Source organism: Fontimonas sp. FW305-C-3 (assembly GCF_058783185.1).
On the sequence record NZ_JBYSYK010000002.1, the window covers coordinates 821310 to 838629 of the forward strand.

Below are 17320 nucleotides of genomic sequence, written 5' to 3' on the forward strand. Positions count from 1 at the left end.
TGTCACGACCGCGCCCTCACAGCACTGCAGCTCACCGGTAGATTCGAAGCTGCTCGACGATGTCCAGGTATTCCGCCGGCGTCGGCTCGTAGTCCATGACCCAGGTCCAGATGTCCGGATCTTCGGCCAAGGTCACCATCCGCAGGAACTGCGCTTTCTCGATCGGCGGCGCAGCGGCGAAACGGCCCGCGTAGTAGCGCTCGAACAGCACGTCGAGCTCCTTCATGCCCCGCCGCAACAACCAGCGCAGGCGGCCGTCGTTCTGCACGCCTGCGCTCGCCACCGTCATCAGACCGTGCGCTCGACCATCATCTGCTTGATGCCGGCGATCGCCTTGGCCGGGCTCAGGCCCTTCGGGCAGGTCTTCGCGCAGTTCATGATCGTGTGGCAGCGATACAGCTTGAACGGATCTTCCAGCGCGTCGAGACGCTCGCCGATGGACTCGTCGCGCGAGTCGACCAGCCAGCGGTAAGCCTGCAGCAGAATCGCCGGACCGAGGAAGCGGTCAGAGTTCCACCAGTAGCTCGGGCAGCTCGTCGAGCAGCAGGCGCAGAGGATGCACTCATAGAGGCCGTCGAGCTTGGCGCGATCGTCTTCCGACTGCAGGCGCTCGCGGGTCGGTGCCGGCGAGTCGGTCTTCAACCAGGGTTCGATGGATGCCAGCTGCGCATAGAAATGCGTCATGTCCGGCACCAGGTCCTTGACGACCGGCATGTGCGGCAGCGGATAGACGCGCGCGTCGCCCTTGATCTCGTCGCAGGGCTTGATGCAGGCCAGCGTATTGGTGCCGTCGATGTTCATCGCGCAGGAACCGCAGATGCCTTCGCGGCAGGAGCGGCGGAACGTGACGCTGGCATCCATCTCGTTCTTGATCTTGATGAGCGCGTCGAGAACCATCGGCCCGCAGGTCGCCATGTCGACTTCATACGTGTCGACGCGCGGATTCGCGGTGCTGTCCGGATCGTAGCGATACAGCTGGAATTTCTGGATCTTCGTCGCGCCGGCGGGCGCCTTGAAGGTCTTGCCGGCCTTCTTGTCGATCTTCGAATTCTGCGGAAGGGTGAACTGTGCCATTGGGGTGAGCTCCGGATTCCGTTATCAGCCAGCGATCAATACTTGCGCGCAACAGGCGGGATGTGGTCGACCTCGTTGTCGAGCGGCTGCATGTGCACCGGTCGATAGTCGATCTTCACGTCCTTGTCGCCCGTGCGCCACGCAATGGTGTGCTTGATCCAGTTCGTGTCGTCGCGATCCTTGATGTCGTCGCGTGCATGCGCGCCGCGCGACTCCTTGCGGTTCTCCGCGCCGACGATCGTCAGCAGCGCCTGGCCCAGCAGGTTGTCGAGTTCCAGCGTCTCCGCCAGATCCGAATTCCAGATCATCGAGCGATCCGACACGCCGACGTCGTTGGTGAAGGTATCGATGACGCCCTTCAGCTTGTCGACACCGGCCTGCATGATCTCGCCGTCGCGGAACACGGCGCAGTGCTTCTGCATCGTCTTCTGCATGTCGAGACGGATGCTCGCCGTCGTGGTCTTGCCGTTGGCATTGCGGAAATGGTCGAGACGCGCGAGCGCCTTGTCTTCCGAGGCATTCGAAATCCGCTTGTGCGGCTGGCCCGGCTTGACCAGCTCGGCAGCACGGATCGCGGCAGCGCGACCGAAAACGACGAGGTCGAGCAGCGAATTGGAACCCAGGCGGTTCGCGCCATGCACCGACACGCAGGCCGCTTCACCGACCGCCATCAGACCCGGCACGACCGAATCCGGATCGCCGTTCTTCAGCGTCACCGCTTCGCCGGTCCACAGCGTCGGGATGCCGCCCATGTTGTAGTGCACCGTCGGCACGACCGGGATCGGCTGCTTGGTGACATCCACACCGGCGAAAATCTTCGCCGACTCGGAAATGCCCGGCAGCTTCGCATGCAGCACTTCGGGGCCGAGGTGCTCGAGATGCAGGAAGATGTGATCGGCTTCGGCACCGACGCCGCGGCCTTCGCGGATTTCGGTCGCCATCGCGCGGCTGACCATGTCGCGCGGCGCGAGATCCTTCACGCTCGGCGCATAGCGTTCCATGAAACGCTCGCCGTTCTTGTTGGTCAGATAACCGCCTTCGCCACGTGCGCCTTCGGTGATCAGGCAACCCGAACCGTAGATGCCGGTCGGGTGGAACTGCACGAACTCCAGATCCTGCAGCGGCAGACCGGCGCGCAGCACCATGCCGCCACCGTCGCCAGTGCAGGTATGCGCGGACGTCGCCGAGAAGTACGCGCGGCCGTAGCCGCCGGTTGCGAGAATGACCATGTGCGCGCGGAAGCGATGCAGCTGGCCGGTTGCCAGATCCCAGGCGAGCACGCCCTTGCAGGAACCGTCCTCGTCCATCAGCAGGTCGAGCGCGAAGTACTCGATGTAGAACTGCGCCTTGCACTTCAGCGACTGCTGATAGAGCGTGTGCAGCATTGCGTGGCCGGTACGGTCGGCGGCGGCGCAGGTGCGCTGTGCCGGCGGACCCTTGCCGAATTCGGTCGTCATGCCACCGAACGGACGCTGGTAGATCTTGCCTTCCGGCGTGCGCGAGAACGGCACGCCGTAGTGTTCAAGCTCGATGATCGCGGGAATCGCCTCGCGCGTCATGTACTGGATGGCGTCCTGGTCGCCGAGCCAGTCGGAACCCTTGACGGTGTCGTAGAAGTGCCAGCGCCAGTCGTCGCGGCCCATGTTCGACAGTGCCGCCGAGATGCCGCCCTGCGCCGCCACGGTGTGCGAACGGGTCGGGAACAGCTTGGTGATGTTGGCGGTCTTCAACCCCGCCTCGGCCAGACCCAGCGTCGCGCGCAGACCGGCGCCGCCGGCGCCAACCACGATGGCGTCGTATTCGTGGTGGATGATTTCGTAAGCAGCCATGGATTTCTGATTCCTTGTGTCTGGGTTCGGCGGGCTTAAGCCAGCGCTACCTTGAGTACGGCGAAGATGCCGGCGGCGGCAACGACGACGTGCAGAAACTTCGACAGCACCAGCGCCGTCAGCTTGGCCGCCTCGCCATGCACGTAGTCTTCAATCACGACCTGGATGCCAAGCGCCGAGTGGTACAGCGCGGCACCGAGGAACAGCGCCAGCGTCACCGCGACCGACGGCGCCGAAACCCAATGCTCGACCGCGGCATAGCCGGTGCCGAACTTGCTGAGCTGGGCGACCGAGAAGACGAACCACAGTGCCAGCGGCACCAGCGCGACGGCCGACAGGCGCTGGACCCAGAAGTGATGCACGCCATCCTTGGCCGAACCGAGGCCACGGGCGCGCGACAGCGGAGAACGAAGATTGCTCATGATCCGATCTCCTTAGCGCAGGTAAGCCAGGGCCCAGGCAGCGGCCGTCAGCAGCAGGGACACGACGATGACCGCATAGCCCGAACGTTCGGCGGTCTTCAGATCGAAGCCCTTGCCGATATCCCAGAACAGATGGCGGATGCCGTTGCCGAGGTGATACATCAGCGCCCAGGCCCAGCAGAACAGCAGCACCTGGCCGTACCAGGCGCCAAGCTGCGCGCTATACAGATTGAACCACTGCGGACCGCCGGCCAGCGCGACCAGCCAACCGACCAGCAGCACCGTGCCGATGGTGAGGCCGATGCCGGTCAGGCGGTGGGCAAAGGAGAGGACCGAAGTCCACTGGAACCGGTAATAAGGCCCCAGCATGAAGGGCGATAGCGGACGCTGGTCCGCGGGCGATTTGCTGCTCATTCCGGCTCCCCAAAACGTTGAAACGGGACGTGAAGTCTGCAGGCCACTGGATTGCTGGCCCGGCGAAAACTCGGCTTAAAAATCGATGCAGCGACCATTCTTTTCCCAGTCGCCGTAGCGGGTCGGCTCGGGGCCGTCGCTGCGGCCACCGATCTCCCTGACGACGGCGGTCTCGGCAGGCGGCGGTGGCTGCGCGAGCGGTGCCTGCTGCCTGAGCAATTCCGCCAAAGGCACGACCGGCTGGACACGGACGGTGCCGGTTGCGGGTGCCTTGGGCTTGGAATCGGTCATCGGGAGGCAGGCGAGGGAGATTTATGGTCTGCTTAGCCGCAATAGTGTGACAAAGTTTGCAGGTTGAGGGCAATGAATCATTTGAAAATCGGACGCTTGGGCGGCGTCCACTACCTGCGGGCCGGCGGCGCCGACGCCGACGGTTTCTTGCAGGGCCAGCTCAGCAGCGATCTGCGCCTGCTCAGCGAATCGCGTGCGCAGATCAGCAGTTACAACAGCCCGAAAGGCCGCATGCTGGCGCTGCCGCATCTGATCCGGCGCAACGGCGACGTGCTGATTGAGATTCATTCTTCCGTGGCGGCGGCAACCCTCAAGCGCCTGCGCATGTTCGTGCTGCGCGCAAAAGTCGTTCTGGAAGACGCCTCGCCGGCGTTGCAGGCCGTTGCGATCATCGGAGCCGGCGCCGAACGACTGTTGAGTGAGCACGGAATGCCCACGCCGTCCGCGCCGCTCGAGACCGCTTTCGACGTCCATCGTCGGATCAGCATCGTCCGCCGCCTGGGCAGCGCCCCGCGCTACAGCCTGATCGGCAGTCCGGATCAGCTCGATGCCTTGCCCTTCGCTGCGAGCGGCGACGACATCGACAGCGCCTGGCGCCGCGCGGATATCGAGGCCGGCGTGCCGGTCGTCAGCGCCGAGACCAGCGATCATTTCGTGCCGCAGATGGCCAATCTCGACCTGCTCGGCGGCATCAGCTTCGACAAGGGCTGCTACACCGGACAAGAGATCGTTGCGCGACTGCACTATCTCGGCCAGCTCAAGCGGCGCCTGTTCGTCGTGCATTTCGAAGGCCCACCCATCGCGCCCGGCAGTGAAATCCGCAGCGCCGACAGCAGCAGCGCGGTCGGCGAGCTGGTCGATGCGGTGCCGGACGGCGCCGGCAGCATCGCCAGCATCGTCCTGCAACTTGCCCATGCGCAGCGCGACGACCTGCAGCTTGCGGACGGCAGGAAGATCGTCATTGTCGACAGACCCGCGGATATCGAACCGCCGGTCGGCGCACAGCCGCCAATAGAGACCTGAAGCACAGGACGCAGGCCCGGTGTAAGGCTAGACTCCTCCATCACTATTCAGACAGCTCCGGCTCGCGCATGAGTCGGCGCTCAGGAGATTCCAGATGCGCCGTATTGCGTTGCCGGTCAAGACCCTGCTGCCTTCCCTTTTCGCGCTGTGCTGCCTGCCCACCGCCGCCCTGGCTTTGACGCCGGATCTGAAACAGCTGGACAGCGTGCCCCTGCACGCGGTGCCCACCACCGTGACGACGAAAGCGCTGGCTGACGTCAACCAACGCAAGGGCAGCGGTCCGGCCATCTTCGCGGTCACCGCCGCGCTGCCGGTCAGCCTCGATGGCGGCGTCTGGGACCGCGTCGATGCGCAGACCGAGCGCTGGCGCGCGCGCGTCTACTCCGCCGGCGCGCTGTCGCTGCTGATGGAATTCGGTGAGTTCCAGCTGCCGGAAGGCGCGGAGCTGTGGATCTACGACACCGACGGCAAGGCCGTGCAGGGCCCCTACTCCGCGCGCAATCATTCGCCCGAAGGCAGCCTGTGGACCGCCAAGGTTCCCGGCGAAATGGCCGTCATCGAATTGCGCACGCCGGCCGGCACGCGAGATCAGGTCGATCTGAAACTGGCGCGCCTCGGCCACGGCTTCAAGAACGAACGCGACCTCGGCGACAGCGGCTCCTGCAACATCAACACCGCCTGCAGCCTCGGCAACGACTGGCGCAACGAAATCCGCGCGACGGTCAAGCTGCAGATTCCGTTCGGCAACAGCGTCGGCGTCTGCTCGGGCACGCTGGTTAACAATCTGGCGCAGAACAACAAGCCCTACATTCTCACCGCCGATCACTGCGGCATCGGCGAAAGCGGCAGTCCGGCCTCCGGCGTCGTCGTCTACTGGAACTTCCAGAACAGCTCCTGCAGTGGCGCCGACAATGCCAGCGACGCGCAGAACCAGACCGGTACGATCCTGCGTGCCGACGACAGAAACACCGACATGACGCTGCTTGAGCTGAGCAATCCGCCGAGCGGCTCGTTCAATGTCTACTACGCCGGCTGGGACAGCTCGGGCACGGGCGGCAACACCGGCGTCAGCATCCATCATCCGTCCGGCGACGCGAAAAAGATCAGCGCCTACGTGACGCCGCTGACTCAGAGCACCGTCATGATCGAAGACGGCGGCCCGAACATTCCGGCCTGGCGAGTCCTGCGCTGGGATCAGGGCACGACCGAGCAGGGTTCCTCCGGCTCGGGCCTGTGGAATCAGGATCACCTGATCGTCGGCACGCTGTCCGGCGGCAGCGCAGCCTGCAGCGGCTTCGGCTCCAACGACAACGATCTGCCGGACTTCTACGCGCGCCTCGATACCCAGTGGCAGGCGCGCACGAACAGCCAGCTGAAGACCTGGCTCGACCCGAACAACACCGGTCTGCGCAAGGTTGGCGGCAAGAACCCGAACGCAACAGCGACGCCGTTGCCGACCTCCACGCCGACGCCGACCCCTGGCCCTACGCCCACGCTGTCGCCCACACCGACCCCGACGCCTGATGACGAAGACGACGGCAGTGGCGGCGGTGCGTTCAATCCGTTGATGCTGCTGACCCTGCTGTCGCTGCGCGCATTGGCCCTGGGCCGTCGCCGCCCGGCGGCGTAAACCCCGAGGGAGCGCGGGCATTGCCCGCGCTCCCTGCGCATCAGTTCACGCCGTGCATCGCGCGCTTCAGCAGCGGCGTCAGCAGCAGGATCACGAGGCCTGAACCCAGGCCGGTCCACAACATGATCGAGAACAGATGCTCGTACTTGGCGGCAGCGACCGCCATGTCGAGTGTCGCGCCTTCGGCAATCTCCAATGACGCCAGCTTGCCGAACTGCGCGGCGAGCACTTCCGAATAGGCCGTCGCGAGCCAGAACGCGCCCATCATGACGCCGACGACGCGCGCGACCGACAGCTTGGTCACCGCGGACAGACCGATCGGCGACAGACAGACTTCGGCAATCTCGAGCACCAGATAGGCCAGCACCAGCCACCAGACACTGGCCATGACGCCGGTGCTGGCGATCTCGGCGGCAGCGATCAGCGGCAGAAACGAGAGTCCGGCAACCGCCAGGCCGATCGCCATCTTCACCGGCGTGCTTGGGTTGAGCTTGCGCCGCGCGAGCCAGGGCCACAGCCAGGCGAAGACCGGCGCCAGCACGACGATGAAGAACGCGCCGAGAAAGGTCAGCGAACCGGCGGTCTGCGGTACGAGCACGACATCGTGCACCAGAGCCACGGAGAGTCCCAGCGCCATGGCGATGAACATGCCGCGCGCGAGCGGCACGCGGCCACGGTCCGCAAAGACCAGTGCGGCCACCATCAGCACCGGACTCGCGGCAAGCGCGAACGCGGCCCACGGCAGGGTCGCCTGCGAAGCGGCCGGAATCGCGCCGAACAGCTCCTTGGTCATCAGGCGATCGGTAAACGTGATCCAGGAACCATAGGTCTGCTCGTACAGCGTGAAGAACACCAGCACCGCCATGATCAGCACGACCAGAGAAATCATCTGGCCGCGCTCCGCCGCCGTGCACTTGGCCCACAGGAACCAGACGAACCACAGCACGAAGGCCAGGGCGATCAGATGCATCGCGCCGTGCACGGTCCAGGTCCGCTGGATCAGCTGCCAGACGACGAGCACGCCGGCCACGCCGCCGGCGTAGATCAGCCATTCGCGCGGCAGGCCGAACACACGCTCGCGCAGCAGCGCCGGATCGTTCGGCTCCGCATGGCCGTCCAGATACTTCTGCCCCCACAGGAATACAGCCAGGCCGGCGACCATGCCGATGCCTGCCGCACCGAAGCCGTACTTCCAGCCGTAGGTCTCGCCGAGGAAGGCGCAGATCAGACTGGCAAACAGCGCACCGACGTTGATGCCGGCATAGAACACCGTGAAGCCCGAATCGCGGCGCGGATCGTTTTCCGGGTAAAGCTTGCCGACGATCGTCGAGATGTTCGGCTTGAGAAAACCGACGCCCATGATGATCAGCGCCAGCGACAGATAGAACACCTGCATCGCCGGCTCGTCGCGGACGACCTGGCCGTCGACGATCGTTGCCGCATGCCCTTCGAAGGCCATGCCGAGGTGACCCAGCACCAGCAGTACCGCACCGAACACCACCGCCTTGCGCATGCCCAGATAGCGATCGGCCAGCAGGCCGCCGATCACCGGCACCGCATAAACCAGGCCGCCATAGGCCCCCAGCAGGTCATAGCCGGCGTCATCGGTAAACAGGTGGTACTTGAGCAGGTACAGCAGCAGCAGCGCCTTCATGCCGTAGAAGGAGAATCGCTCCCACATCTCGGTGAAGAAGCACACGTACAGACCCTTGGGATGGCCGAGGAAATCTGTCGATCTGGCGGTACTGGCGGCAACGGGAGCGGTCATTGTCGATAGCCTGGCGGGTATGCGGCGAGTATAGGCATGGCCCGATCGGCGAGGCTGAGGCATTTTCCCCAGTCGCGGCCCTGGCCGATCCGATTACCATGCGGGGCTAAAGAATACGGAGGAGCCTTGTTCCCGTGATTTTCTCCACCAAGCCACTGCTTGCCGGCGTGTTGCTCGCGCTCGCCTCGACTACCGCCATGTCCACATCCGAGTCCACCGCTCCCCGCGCGTTCAGCGCCGCAGACCTTGTGCGCCTCGAGCGCGTTTCCGGCCCCGTGCTGTCGCCGGACGGCCAGCTCGTGGTGTACGCGGTGCGGCGCACCGACTACGAAGAGAACAAGGGCGTCATGGATCTGTGGCTGCTCGACCTGCAGACGCGCCAGACGCGCCAGCTGACGCGCGCCAAGGGCAATCACAGCGATCCGCGCTGGGCGGCCGACGGCAAGTCGATCTATTTTCTGTCGACGCGCAGCGGCAGCTCGCAGATCTGGCGCCTCGAACTCGACGAAGGCGGCGAAGCCAAGCCGGTGACCGAACTGCCGGAATCGGTCGGCAACTTCACGCTGTCTCCGGACGGCCAGCGCATTGCGCTGTCCCTCGAGGTCTATCCGGACTGCGCCGATCTCGCCTGCAGCCGCGAACGAGACGAGAAGAAGGCCGAGAGCAAGTCCAGCGGCATGCTGTTCGACAAGCTCTTCATCCGCCACTGGGATACCTGGAAGGACGGCAAGCGCGCACAGCTGTTCACGATGACGCTGAGCGCCGAGGGCACCGCGAGCGATCCGGTCTGGATCAGCAAGGGCATCGACGGCGATGTGCCGTCCAAGCCCTTCGGCGACGCCACCGAGTACACGTTCTCGCCGGACAGCAAGACCATCGTCTTCACCGCCCGCATCGCCGGCCGCACCGAAGCCTGGAGCACGAACCTCGATCTGTGGTCGGTGCCGGCCGACGGCTCGGCCGCGCCCAGCAATCTGACCGCGCCGAATCAGGCGACGGACGTCGGCCCGGTGTTTTCGCCGGACGGCAAGCAGCTCGCCTGGCGTGCGATGAAGCGTCCGGCCTTCGAGGCGGATCGCCTGGCGATCATGCTGCGCGACCTGAAGAGCGGCGAGACGCGCGAAGTCGCGCCGCAGTGGGATCGCTCGGCCAACGATCTGGCGTTCTCCAAGGACGGCAAGACGCTCTATGCGAGCGCCGACGATCTCGGACGCCATCGCCTGTTCGCGATCGACATCGCCAGCGGCGCGGCGACCGCGCTGACCGGCGATGGTGCCGTCAGCGCCTACTCGATCAGCGGCGACACGCTGGTCTATGCGTTCAATACGCTGACCAGTCCCGACGACCTGTTCCGCACGACGCTTTCCAGCGGCAAGTCGGAGCAGCTGACCCGGCACAACGAGGAAGCGCTCGCCAACGTGCGTTTCGGCGAATACGAGCAGTTCAGCTTCGACGGCTGGAACAAGGAAACCGTCCACGGCTATGTGATGAAGCCCTGGAACTACGAGAAGGGCAAGAAGTATCCGGTCGCCCTCATCATCCACGGCGGCCCGCAGGGCAGCATGGGCAACGACTGGCACTACCGCTGGAACCCGGCGGTGTACTCGGCCTGGGGCTACGCGGTGGTCTTCATCGATTTCCACGGCTCGACCGGCTACGGCCAGAAGTTCACCGATGCGATCTCCGGCGACTGGGGCGGCAAGCCGCTCGAGGACCTGCAAAAAGGCTGGGCCTATGCACTGAAGTCCTACGACTTCCTCGACGGCAACCGCGCCGCCGCGCTCGGCGCCAGCTACGGCGGCTTCATGATCAACTGGATCGCCGGCCACTGGCAGGATACGTTCAAGGCGCTGGTCAACCACGACGGCATCTTCGACAACCGCGCCATGTACTACTCGACCGAAGAGATGTGGTTCGACGAGTGGGAGCACCAGGGCACCTACTTCGATGTGCCGGCCAACTACGAGAAGCACAATCCCGCCAACTTCGTGAAGCAGTGGAAGACGCCGATGCTCGTCATCCATGGCGAGAAGGACTATCGAGTGCCGCCGGAACAGGGCATCGCCACGTTCACCGCGCTGCAGCGCCGCAACATTCCGAGCCAGCTGCTGATCTTCCCGGATGAGAACCATTGGGTGCTCAAGCCGCAGAACAGCCAGCGCTGGCATGACACGGTGCAGGCCTGGCTCAAACGCTGGATCGGCTGAGACGCTGGATCAACTGCTGCGCTGCTTCAGCGTTTCGACAAGAACTGGATGACGGAGATTCCGATGACCAAGCTGATTCCCTTCGCGCTCGCGACCGCTTTGCTGGGCGCCTGTGCGGTGCCGGCCGTGGCCCCCGCGCCCGTTGCGCCCAGCGCGCCGGACAACAGCGCGGCACTCGCCAGCATCACGGCCGAGGATCTGCTGCGCCATATCAAGGTGCTGTCGTCGGATGACTTCGAAGGCCGTTCGCCCGGCACGATCGGCGAAGAGAAAACCGTGGCCTATCTGATCGAGCAGTTCAAGGCGATGGGTCTGGCGCCAGGCAATCCGGACGGCAGTTACGTGCAGGCGGTGCCGCTGGTCGGCATCACCGGCGAGCCGACGATGAAATTGACCATCGGCAAGGCCAAGCCGCAGACGCTGAAGCCCGGCACCGATTTCGTCGCGACGACGTCGCGCTTCGTGCCGCAGGTTGCGGTTGGCAACAGCGAGATGGTTTTCGTCGGCTACGGCGTGCAGGCTCCCGAGTACGATTGGGACGACTACAAGGGTCTCGACGTCAAGGGCAAGACGATCGTCATGCTGATCAACGATCCGGCCGTCACCCAGTCCGGCAGCGATCAACTCGACGACAGCCTGTTCCGCGGCAAGGCGATGACCTACTACGGCCGCTGGACCTACAAGTACGAGATCGCCTCCAAGCTCGGTGCCGCCGCCGCGATCGTCATTCACGAGACCGGCCCGGCCGGCTATCCCTGGGCCGTCGTCGAGCATAGCTGGACCGGCGAGCAGTTCGAACTCGCCGCCGCCGACAAGAACATGAAGCGCGTGCCGGTGCAGGCCTGGATCAGCAATGAAAAAGCCCGCGAGCTGTTTGCCGGCAGCGGCCAGGACTTCGACGCCCTGCGCAAGGCGGCGACGCAGCGCGACTTCAAGCCGGTGGCATTGGACGCCCGCGTCGACTTCAGCATCCGCAACAAGGTGCGCGAGGCGCAATCGCAGAACGTCGTCGCGCGCCTGCCCGGTTCCAATCCGGCGCATGCTGACGAATGGGTCGTGTACACCGCGCACTGGGATCATCTGGGTGTCGACACGCACCTGAGCGGCGATCAGATCTTCAACGGAGCGCTCGACAACGCCACGGGTACCGCCGGCGTGCTCGAGATCGCCGAAGCCTATTCGAAGATGACCCAGGCGCCGCAACGCTCGACGCTGTTCATGCTTGTCACCGCCGAGGAACAGGGCCTGCTCGGTTCGCGCCACTACGCGACGCATCCGCTCTACCCGCTCGACAAGACGCTGGCGATGATCAACATGGACGGTCTCAATCCTTACGGCCCGACCAGCGACATGCAGGTCATCGGCGGCGGCCAGAACAGCCTCGAAGACGTCATTGCCAGCGTGCTGGCGGAGAGCGGCCGTGTGACGGTGCCGGATACCGAAACCGAGAAGGGCTTCTACTTCCGCTCCGACCAGTTCGAGTTCGCCAAGCGCGGCGTGCCGGCGCTGTACTCGGACAGCGGCAGCCTGATGATCGGCAAGCCGGAAGGCTACGGCGCGCAGAAGCGCCGCGAGTACACCGCCAACGACTATCACAAGCCGTCCGACGAAGTGAAAGCGGACTGGGATCTCAGCGGCGCCGCACAGGACATGCAGGTACTGACCAAGGTCGGCCTGCGCGTCTCCAACGGCAAGGACTGGCCGCAGTGGAAGGACGGCTCGGAGTTCAAGGCCGTGCGCGACGCGGAGATGGCCGCGCCTTGAGGCGCGGCGGCGGCTCAGGCCGCCAGCAGCCCCAGCGACTCGCGGTAGTGCGACGCCAGCGGACCGCCCTCGCCCAGTTCGAAATCGGCGGCAAGATCGAGCTTGGCGAAGGTCGGCAGGCGTTCGGCCGTGGTCTGCCGCTCGTACTCGGCACGCAGGCGCGCCACCGCGACGATGACGACATCCGCGTAATCGGCCGCGGCGCTGTGGTCACGATCGAACTGCGGCCAGACCATCGGCAGTTCGACCAGTTCCGGCGGGAAATGCCAGGCGCGCAAGACCATGCGGCCGACCTTCGGCCCCAGTTCGGTAATGACTTCGTCGAGCACTTCGGGCGTCGACACGGCATCGGCGTGGATTTCGGCCATGCGCAGGATCGGCAAGGTACCGATGCGGTGAACCAGGCCGCCGAGCATCGCCATCTCCGGTTGCAGCAGCGTGCAGTGGGCTGCAACGGCGCGCGCCAGCGCGGCCACCTCGACGCTGTCGCACCAGCAGCGGCGCAGACGCTCGCGTAGCGAGGCGTTGTTGCTACGGAACATCTGCTCCAACACCAGGCCGTTGACGAGCAGGCGGGTGTATTCGAGACCCAGCCGCGTCACCGCCTGCTGGATGCTGTCGACGTTGCGACCGCCGCGCACGGCGGCACTGTTAGCGACGCGGATCAGGCGCACGGTCAACGCCGGATCGGACTGGATTTCCTTGACGATGCGCGCAATCGAGACCTCATCGCTGCGCAGCAGATCCTGGATGCGCAGTGCGACCTCGGGCAAGGTCGGCAAGGTCAGCCGGTCGTGCGTGACGGCGTCGACAACGATGCGGTAGAAACGGTCGGCAATCGCCATGCGCGGGCATCCGGTGGGTCTTGCCGCATCCTGCGCCAAGCCCACCGCGACCGCCGATGCCGCGCGACAGACGCGGCGAATGACCGCCTGAACGGATCAGGCGGCGACGGCGACCGCCGCGCCGGCTTCGTGCTGGCGATCCAGCAGCACGCGGCCGAACCGCTCGCGGCCGTAGATGCCGGTGTAGCCGCCTTCGCGCCAGGCGATCTTGCCGCCGATCATGACCAGCGCCACGACGCCCTGCGGCCGGTTGACCAGCTGATGATGGGCGAAGGCCTCGCGATAGACGTAATCGACGCTGGCATCCGGGTTGTAGGCCTTCAGCGCCTGCGGATCGACCAGCACCAGATCGGCCTGCGCGCCCGGCGCCAGACGGCCCACGTCGAGGCCGAAGAAGTCCGCGGGCTCGGAGGTCAGCCGCCGCACGGCCTGGCCGACGCGCTCGAGACCGTCTTCCTGCGCAAACTTCAGCATGCGCAGGTTGCCGTCGTAATAAGCCATATTGGTCAGATGCGCGCCGCTGTCGTTGAAGCCCGGCAGCAGCTTCGGATTGAACAGCAGTTCCTTGGTCTTCGCCGGATCGCGGTTCGCGGTGACCGTCCACCAGCGCAGGCCGGTGTCGTAGCGACGCAGCAGATGCACGAAGAAATCGCAGTCGTCGCCCGCCGGCTTCGGGAAGCTGGCAAAGGCCTCGTGCTCCTCATTCGTGCGCGCCGCGCTGGCGTCGCCCGCCTGCCAGCGCTGCAGGCGCTCGTAGACGGACTGCATCGTCTCGTTGCCCCAGACGGCGACCGGGCAACGGTCGATCGTCATGTCGCGCAGGTCGCGGGTCAGGACGTTGTCGTCCATGCGCAGGACGCGCTTGAGGTGCGCCAGATTCCAGCCCTGCTTGCCGCGCATCCACATGCGGCGGAAGTCCGCCTGCCAGCCCGGATCGGCCATGATCTTCGCGCGCGCAGCCGCATCTTCCAGATCGCATTCGTTGAGACGGCGCAGCACCGGCACTTCTTCGGCCAGCGGCGTGACGACGCCATCGCTCCAGGTCTTGAACGGTGCGGACAGCGCCTGGAAGCGGAAATGGCCGCCGAGGAATTTCGAGTTGAGCATGCGCGACAGCAGCAGGCCGAGCCGTACGAGCATGCGATTGGTCGTGATGTCGATCGCCGCCACCGCGGTGACCTTCAGCGTCTTGCCGTACAGCCGCGCCGAGGTCAGCAAGAAGTTGCGGAAGATCGCCAGCTTGTCGTCCTTCGGCGGCGTCGCCTGCCAGACGCGGTCCCAGCGGCGGACCACGGCGGTCAGGCGCTTGAGTTCGGAAAACGGCGCGAACTGGGTCGGGATCTGCTTGTGCGTGTTCGGCGCGTTGGCGAGGAAGTGGAACGGCAGCGCATCGGTCGAGAAACCGACATAGCCCTCGCGCATGCCCTTGTCGACCAGCGCCTCCATCTGCACCAGCTCGGCTTCGGTTGGATTGCGCGTCACCGATGCCTGCATGCCCATGACCTCGATGCGCAGCATCGAATGCGGAATCATCGGCACGATGTTCGGGCCGAGCGGCAGCTTGTCGAAGTGCCGCAGGTACGCCGCCGAATCGTTCCAGTCGACCTTGTCGGCCACCTTGCGCAGCACCGGCTTGGGCACGTTCTCGACGCGCGCGAAGCAATCGACGATCGGATCGGCGCCGTCGCGCCGCTGCGCGCCGTACGCCAGACCGAGGCTGCAGTTGGCGACGACGACCGTCGTCGTGCCGTGGCGCACGGCCTCGGGCAGTTGCGGCTCGATCTCGACCTCGAGGTCGAAGTGCGTATGGATATCGAGCAGGCCGGGCATCAGCCAGCGGCCCTGGGCGTCGACCAGCTGCGCCGCATCGCTGCGCGACAGATCTGCACCGATCGCCGCGATGCGGCCGTTGCTGACGGCCACATCGACCTGGCGCGGCGCGGAGCCGCTGCCGTCAAACATCAGCGCGTTGTGGAACAGGGCGTCCCAGCGCGGCTTTCCTCCTTCCACGACCACTCTCCGCTTTTTATGTACCCAAGGATCATAGGCGCGGGATGGTCGACGGCGGATGGGAAAATCTGCTCCTGAACAGGGTCTGCGTAGGAAAATTCGCCCTACCCGTCAGGGGCTTGCATCGTGACGACAAGCACCACCCCGGCCAGCGCAACAAACACACCGAGCGCCTGACGCGGCTGGATGCGCTCGTGCAGGAAGATCGCCGCCAGCGGCAGGATGAAAGCGGCGGCCAGTTCGTTGAGCACCGCGGCGATCGAGGCCTGGGTGTACTTGTAGCCGGCGAGCCAGAACATCATCGACACATAGGTGCCGATGAAGCCGCCGAGCACGATGATGTGCCAGTGCGTCACCCCGCGCCACGCGCGCCACAGCGTGGCGAACTCGCGCCGCGCCGCTGCCATCCCCAACATGCCGAGCAGGCCACCGACGATGCGCAGCGTCACGACCCACAGGAAGCTGTGCTGCTCGAGCATCGGCTTGGCCATGACGACGCCGACCGCCATCATCAGCACCGCCAGCACCGCCCAGGCGACGCCGGTCCACAGGACGCGCCGGTCGGCGATCGACTGCGCGGGGCTCCAGGTCACCAGGCCGATGCCGCCGAGCACCAGCGCGACGCCGGCGAACTGCAACCCGCCGAGGCGCTCGCCCAGCACCGTCAGCGACAGCAAGATCACGAACGGCGAGTACAGGGCCTGCGCGGCTGCCATCCGGCTCGCGCCGATCGCATTGAGCGCGCGGAAGTACAGCGTATCGCCCATCGCGATGCCGAGAATGCCGGAGACCAGCAGCACAGCTACATGCGATGCGGGCATTTCTGGCCACCGCATATCCTCGAACGCCAACAACGTCAGCAGAAACATCGGCAGCACGATCGCGTTCTTGATCAGGTTCAGCGCGAAGGGCGGCAGATGCTCGCCGGACTTCTTGAAGACGATGACCGCGCTGGCCCAGGTAAAGGCACAGATCAGCGAATAGAGTTCGCCGAGGCCGAACTGCAGGTTCATGCGCGCTCCCGCTGCGCGCGCGCCCAGCTCTCGGACCAGCGGCCGATCGGCTCGAACAGCACGACCAGTTCGCGCCCGCGCGGCGTCAGCGCGTAGCCCTGCTCGCCGGCGTCGACAATCAGGGCTTCGCGCAACTCGGCCAGGCGCTGGTTCAGCACCGATGGCGACATGCCTTCGCAGGCGCCCTGCAGCGCGCGAAACGACAGCGGTTCTCCACGCAACTCCCACAGCACGCGCATCGTCCAGCGCCGCCCGAGCAGATCGAGCAGCGCCATGATCGGGCGCCCCGTCTTTGAACCGCGAACCGGCTTGTCGACCGCACTCATGATCAGGCCTTTATCTTGCGCTACTGATTTAGAAGCAATATGCTTCGATTATCGTAGCATCCGGAGCGTCTCATGTCGCCGTCCATTCCCCGCATCGCAGCCGTCGCGCCGCCCTACGGCGCTGAGGTCCAGGCGGCTTTCGATGTCGTCATGCGCGGCGCGCCGCCGCTGCAGCTGTTCCGCTGCGTCGCGCAGAACCCGCGCGTCCTGCAGCGCATGATGGCTGGCGGCCTGCTCGACCGCGGCAGCATCCCGATCCGCATCCGCGAGCTGATGATCCTGCGCACGACGGCGCGCTGCGGCGCCGAGTACGAATGGGGCGTGCACGTCGCGGCGTTCGCCGGCAAATCGCCCTGGACGTCCGCGGAGCTGTACGCCGGGGTGCATGGCAATGCCGGTTCGGTCTGCTGGAATCCGCAGGAGGCGCTGACGATCCGCCTCGCCGACGCACTGCACGAGCGGCATGACATCGACGATGCGCTGTGGGCCGAGCTGCGCGGCCAATTTGCCGAAAACCAGCTGATCGAACTGATCATGCTGGCCGGGCTTTATCACGCGGTGTCCTATCTGGTGAACGGCCTGCGCATTCCGCATGAGGCGTTCGCGCCCCGATTTCCCGTCGCCGCCTGAAGCGCGCCTGCTCGAAGCGGCATCGGAAATGAAAAAGCCCTGCCCGCGCGAGCGGACAGGGCTTCCAAGGCCTG

16 protein-coding genes are annotated in these 17320 nt (G+C 65.4%); 5 read left to right on the forward strand and 11 right to left on the reverse strand.

Features of this window, described 5'->3' with window-relative positions; translation table 11 throughout:
- Positions 1 to 31: 31 nt before the first annotated feature.
- The 6 genes from AC3WUF_RS10100 to AC3WUF_RS10125 form a co-directional block, all read right to left on the reverse strand.
- On the reverse strand, positions 32 to 289 hold the full coding sequence (locus AC3WUF_RS10100) for an FAD assembly factor SdhE (RefSeq protein WP_492425055.1): 258 nt from the start codon (positions 287 to 289) through the stop codon (positions 32 to 34).
- Positions 289 to 1074: a succinate dehydrogenase iron-sulfur subunit gene (locus AC3WUF_RS10105; RefSeq protein ID WP_492425057.1), complete on the reverse strand. Its 786-nt coding sequence runs from the start codon at positions 1072 to 1074 to the stop codon at positions 289 to 291. Before AC3WUF_RS10105 ends, AC3WUF_RS10100 begins: the two co-directional genes overlap by 1 nt.
- Before the next feature lie 35 nt (positions 1075 to 1109).
- The gene (gene sdhA, locus AC3WUF_RS10110; RefSeq protein ID WP_492425059.1) at positions 1110 to 2903 is read right to left on the reverse strand and encodes a succinate dehydrogenase flavoprotein subunit; all 1794 of its coding nucleotides are present in this window, start codon (positions 2901 to 2903) and stop codon (positions 1110 to 1112) included.
- 35 nt (positions 2904 to 2938) lie between these two features.
- Complete coding sequence (sdhD, locus tag AC3WUF_RS10115) at positions 2939 to 3325, reverse strand: succinate dehydrogenase, hydrophobic membrane anchor protein (protein ID WP_492425061.1); 387 nt, start codon at positions 3323 to 3325, stop codon at positions 2939 to 2941.
- A gap of 12 nt (positions 3326 to 3337) precedes the next feature.
- A complete protein-coding gene (gene sdhC / locus AC3WUF_RS10120) occupies positions 3338 to 3739 on the reverse strand; it encodes a succinate dehydrogenase, cytochrome b556 subunit (RefSeq protein WP_492425063.1) in 402 nt (133 codons plus the stop codon).
- Positions 3740 to 3814: 75 nt separating this feature from the next.
- Entirely contained in the window at positions 3815 to 4030 is a 216-nt protein-coding gene (locus tag AC3WUF_RS10125) for a DUF1674 domain-containing protein (RefSeq protein WP_492425065.1), read from the reverse strand.
- A gap of 72 nt (positions 4031 to 4102) precedes the next feature.
- On the opposite strand from AC3WUF_RS10125, the gene ygfZ reads away from it, so the two are divergent.
- Together ygfZ and AC3WUF_RS10135 are read left to right on the forward strand one after the other, a co-directional pair.
- Positions 4103 to 5053, forward strand: a complete 951-nt coding sequence (gene ygfZ / locus AC3WUF_RS10130; protein ID WP_492425067.1) for a CAF17-like 4Fe-4S cluster assembly/insertion protein YgfZ — start codon at positions 4103 to 4105, stop codon at positions 5051 to 5053.
- Positions 5054 to 5147: 94 nt separating this feature from the next.
- Positions 5148 to 6683: a trypsin-like serine peptidase gene (locus AC3WUF_RS10135; RefSeq protein ID WP_492425069.1), complete on the forward strand. Its 1536-nt coding sequence runs from the start codon at positions 5148 to 5150 to the stop codon at positions 6681 to 6683.
- Positions 6684 to 6723: 40 nt separating this feature from the next.
- Here the strand turns inward: AC3WUF_RS10135 and AC3WUF_RS10140 are convergent, their stop codons facing one another.
- Positions 6724 to 8451, reverse strand: a complete 1728-nt coding sequence (locus AC3WUF_RS10140) for a peptide MFS transporter (RefSeq protein ID WP_492425071.1) — start codon at positions 8449 to 8451, stop codon at positions 6724 to 6726.
- Positions 8452 to 8648: 197 nt separating this feature from the next.
- Between AC3WUF_RS10140 and AC3WUF_RS10145 the strand changes: the two genes are divergently transcribed.
- On the forward strand, positions 8649 to 10658 hold the full coding sequence (locus AC3WUF_RS10145) for a S9 family peptidase (protein WP_492425614.1): 2010 nt from the start codon (positions 8649 to 8651) through the stop codon (positions 10656 to 10658).
- A gap of 63 nt (positions 10659 to 10721) precedes the next feature.
- Positions 10722 to 12422 (forward strand): M28 family metallopeptidase, encoded by a 1701-nt coding sequence (locus tag AC3WUF_RS10150; RefSeq protein ID WP_492425073.1) that lies wholly within the window; start codon positions 10722 to 10724, stop codon positions 12420 to 12422.
- 14 nt (positions 12423 to 12436) lie between these two features.
- Here AC3WUF_RS10150 and AC3WUF_RS10155 read toward each other — a convergent pair whose 3' ends face one another.
- The 4 genes from AC3WUF_RS10155 to AC3WUF_RS10170 form a co-directional block, all read right to left on the reverse strand.
- On the reverse strand, positions 12437 to 13267 hold the full coding sequence (locus AC3WUF_RS10155; protein ID WP_492425075.1) for an HDOD domain-containing protein: 831 nt from the start codon (positions 13265 to 13267) through the stop codon (positions 12437 to 12439).
- Between the two features lie 96 nt (positions 13268 to 13363).
- Positions 13364 to 15277, reverse strand: coding sequence for an N-acyl-D-amino-acid deacylase family protein (locus AC3WUF_RS10160; RefSeq protein ID WP_492425077.1), 1914 nt, complete (start codon positions 15275 to 15277; stop codon positions 13364 to 13366).
- A 104-nt stretch (positions 15278 to 15381) separates the two neighbouring features.
- A complete protein-coding gene (locus AC3WUF_RS10165) occupies positions 15382 to 16290 on the reverse strand; it encodes a DMT family transporter (protein WP_492425079.1) in 909 nt (302 codons plus the stop codon).
- Positions 16287 to 16616, reverse strand: coding sequence for a winged helix-turn-helix transcriptional regulator (locus AC3WUF_RS10170; RefSeq protein ID WP_492425081.1), 330 nt, complete (start codon positions 16614 to 16616; stop codon positions 16287 to 16289). Before AC3WUF_RS10170 ends, AC3WUF_RS10165 begins: the two co-directional genes overlap by 4 nt.
- Before the next feature lie 72 nt (positions 16617 to 16688).
- On the opposite strand from AC3WUF_RS10170, the gene AC3WUF_RS10175 reads away from it, so the two are divergent.
- Entirely contained in the window at positions 16689 to 17246 is a 558-nt protein-coding gene (locus AC3WUF_RS10175) for a carboxymuconolactone decarboxylase family protein (RefSeq protein ID WP_492425083.1), read from the forward strand.
- The last annotated feature ends 74 nt before the right edge of the window (positions 17247 to 17320 follow it).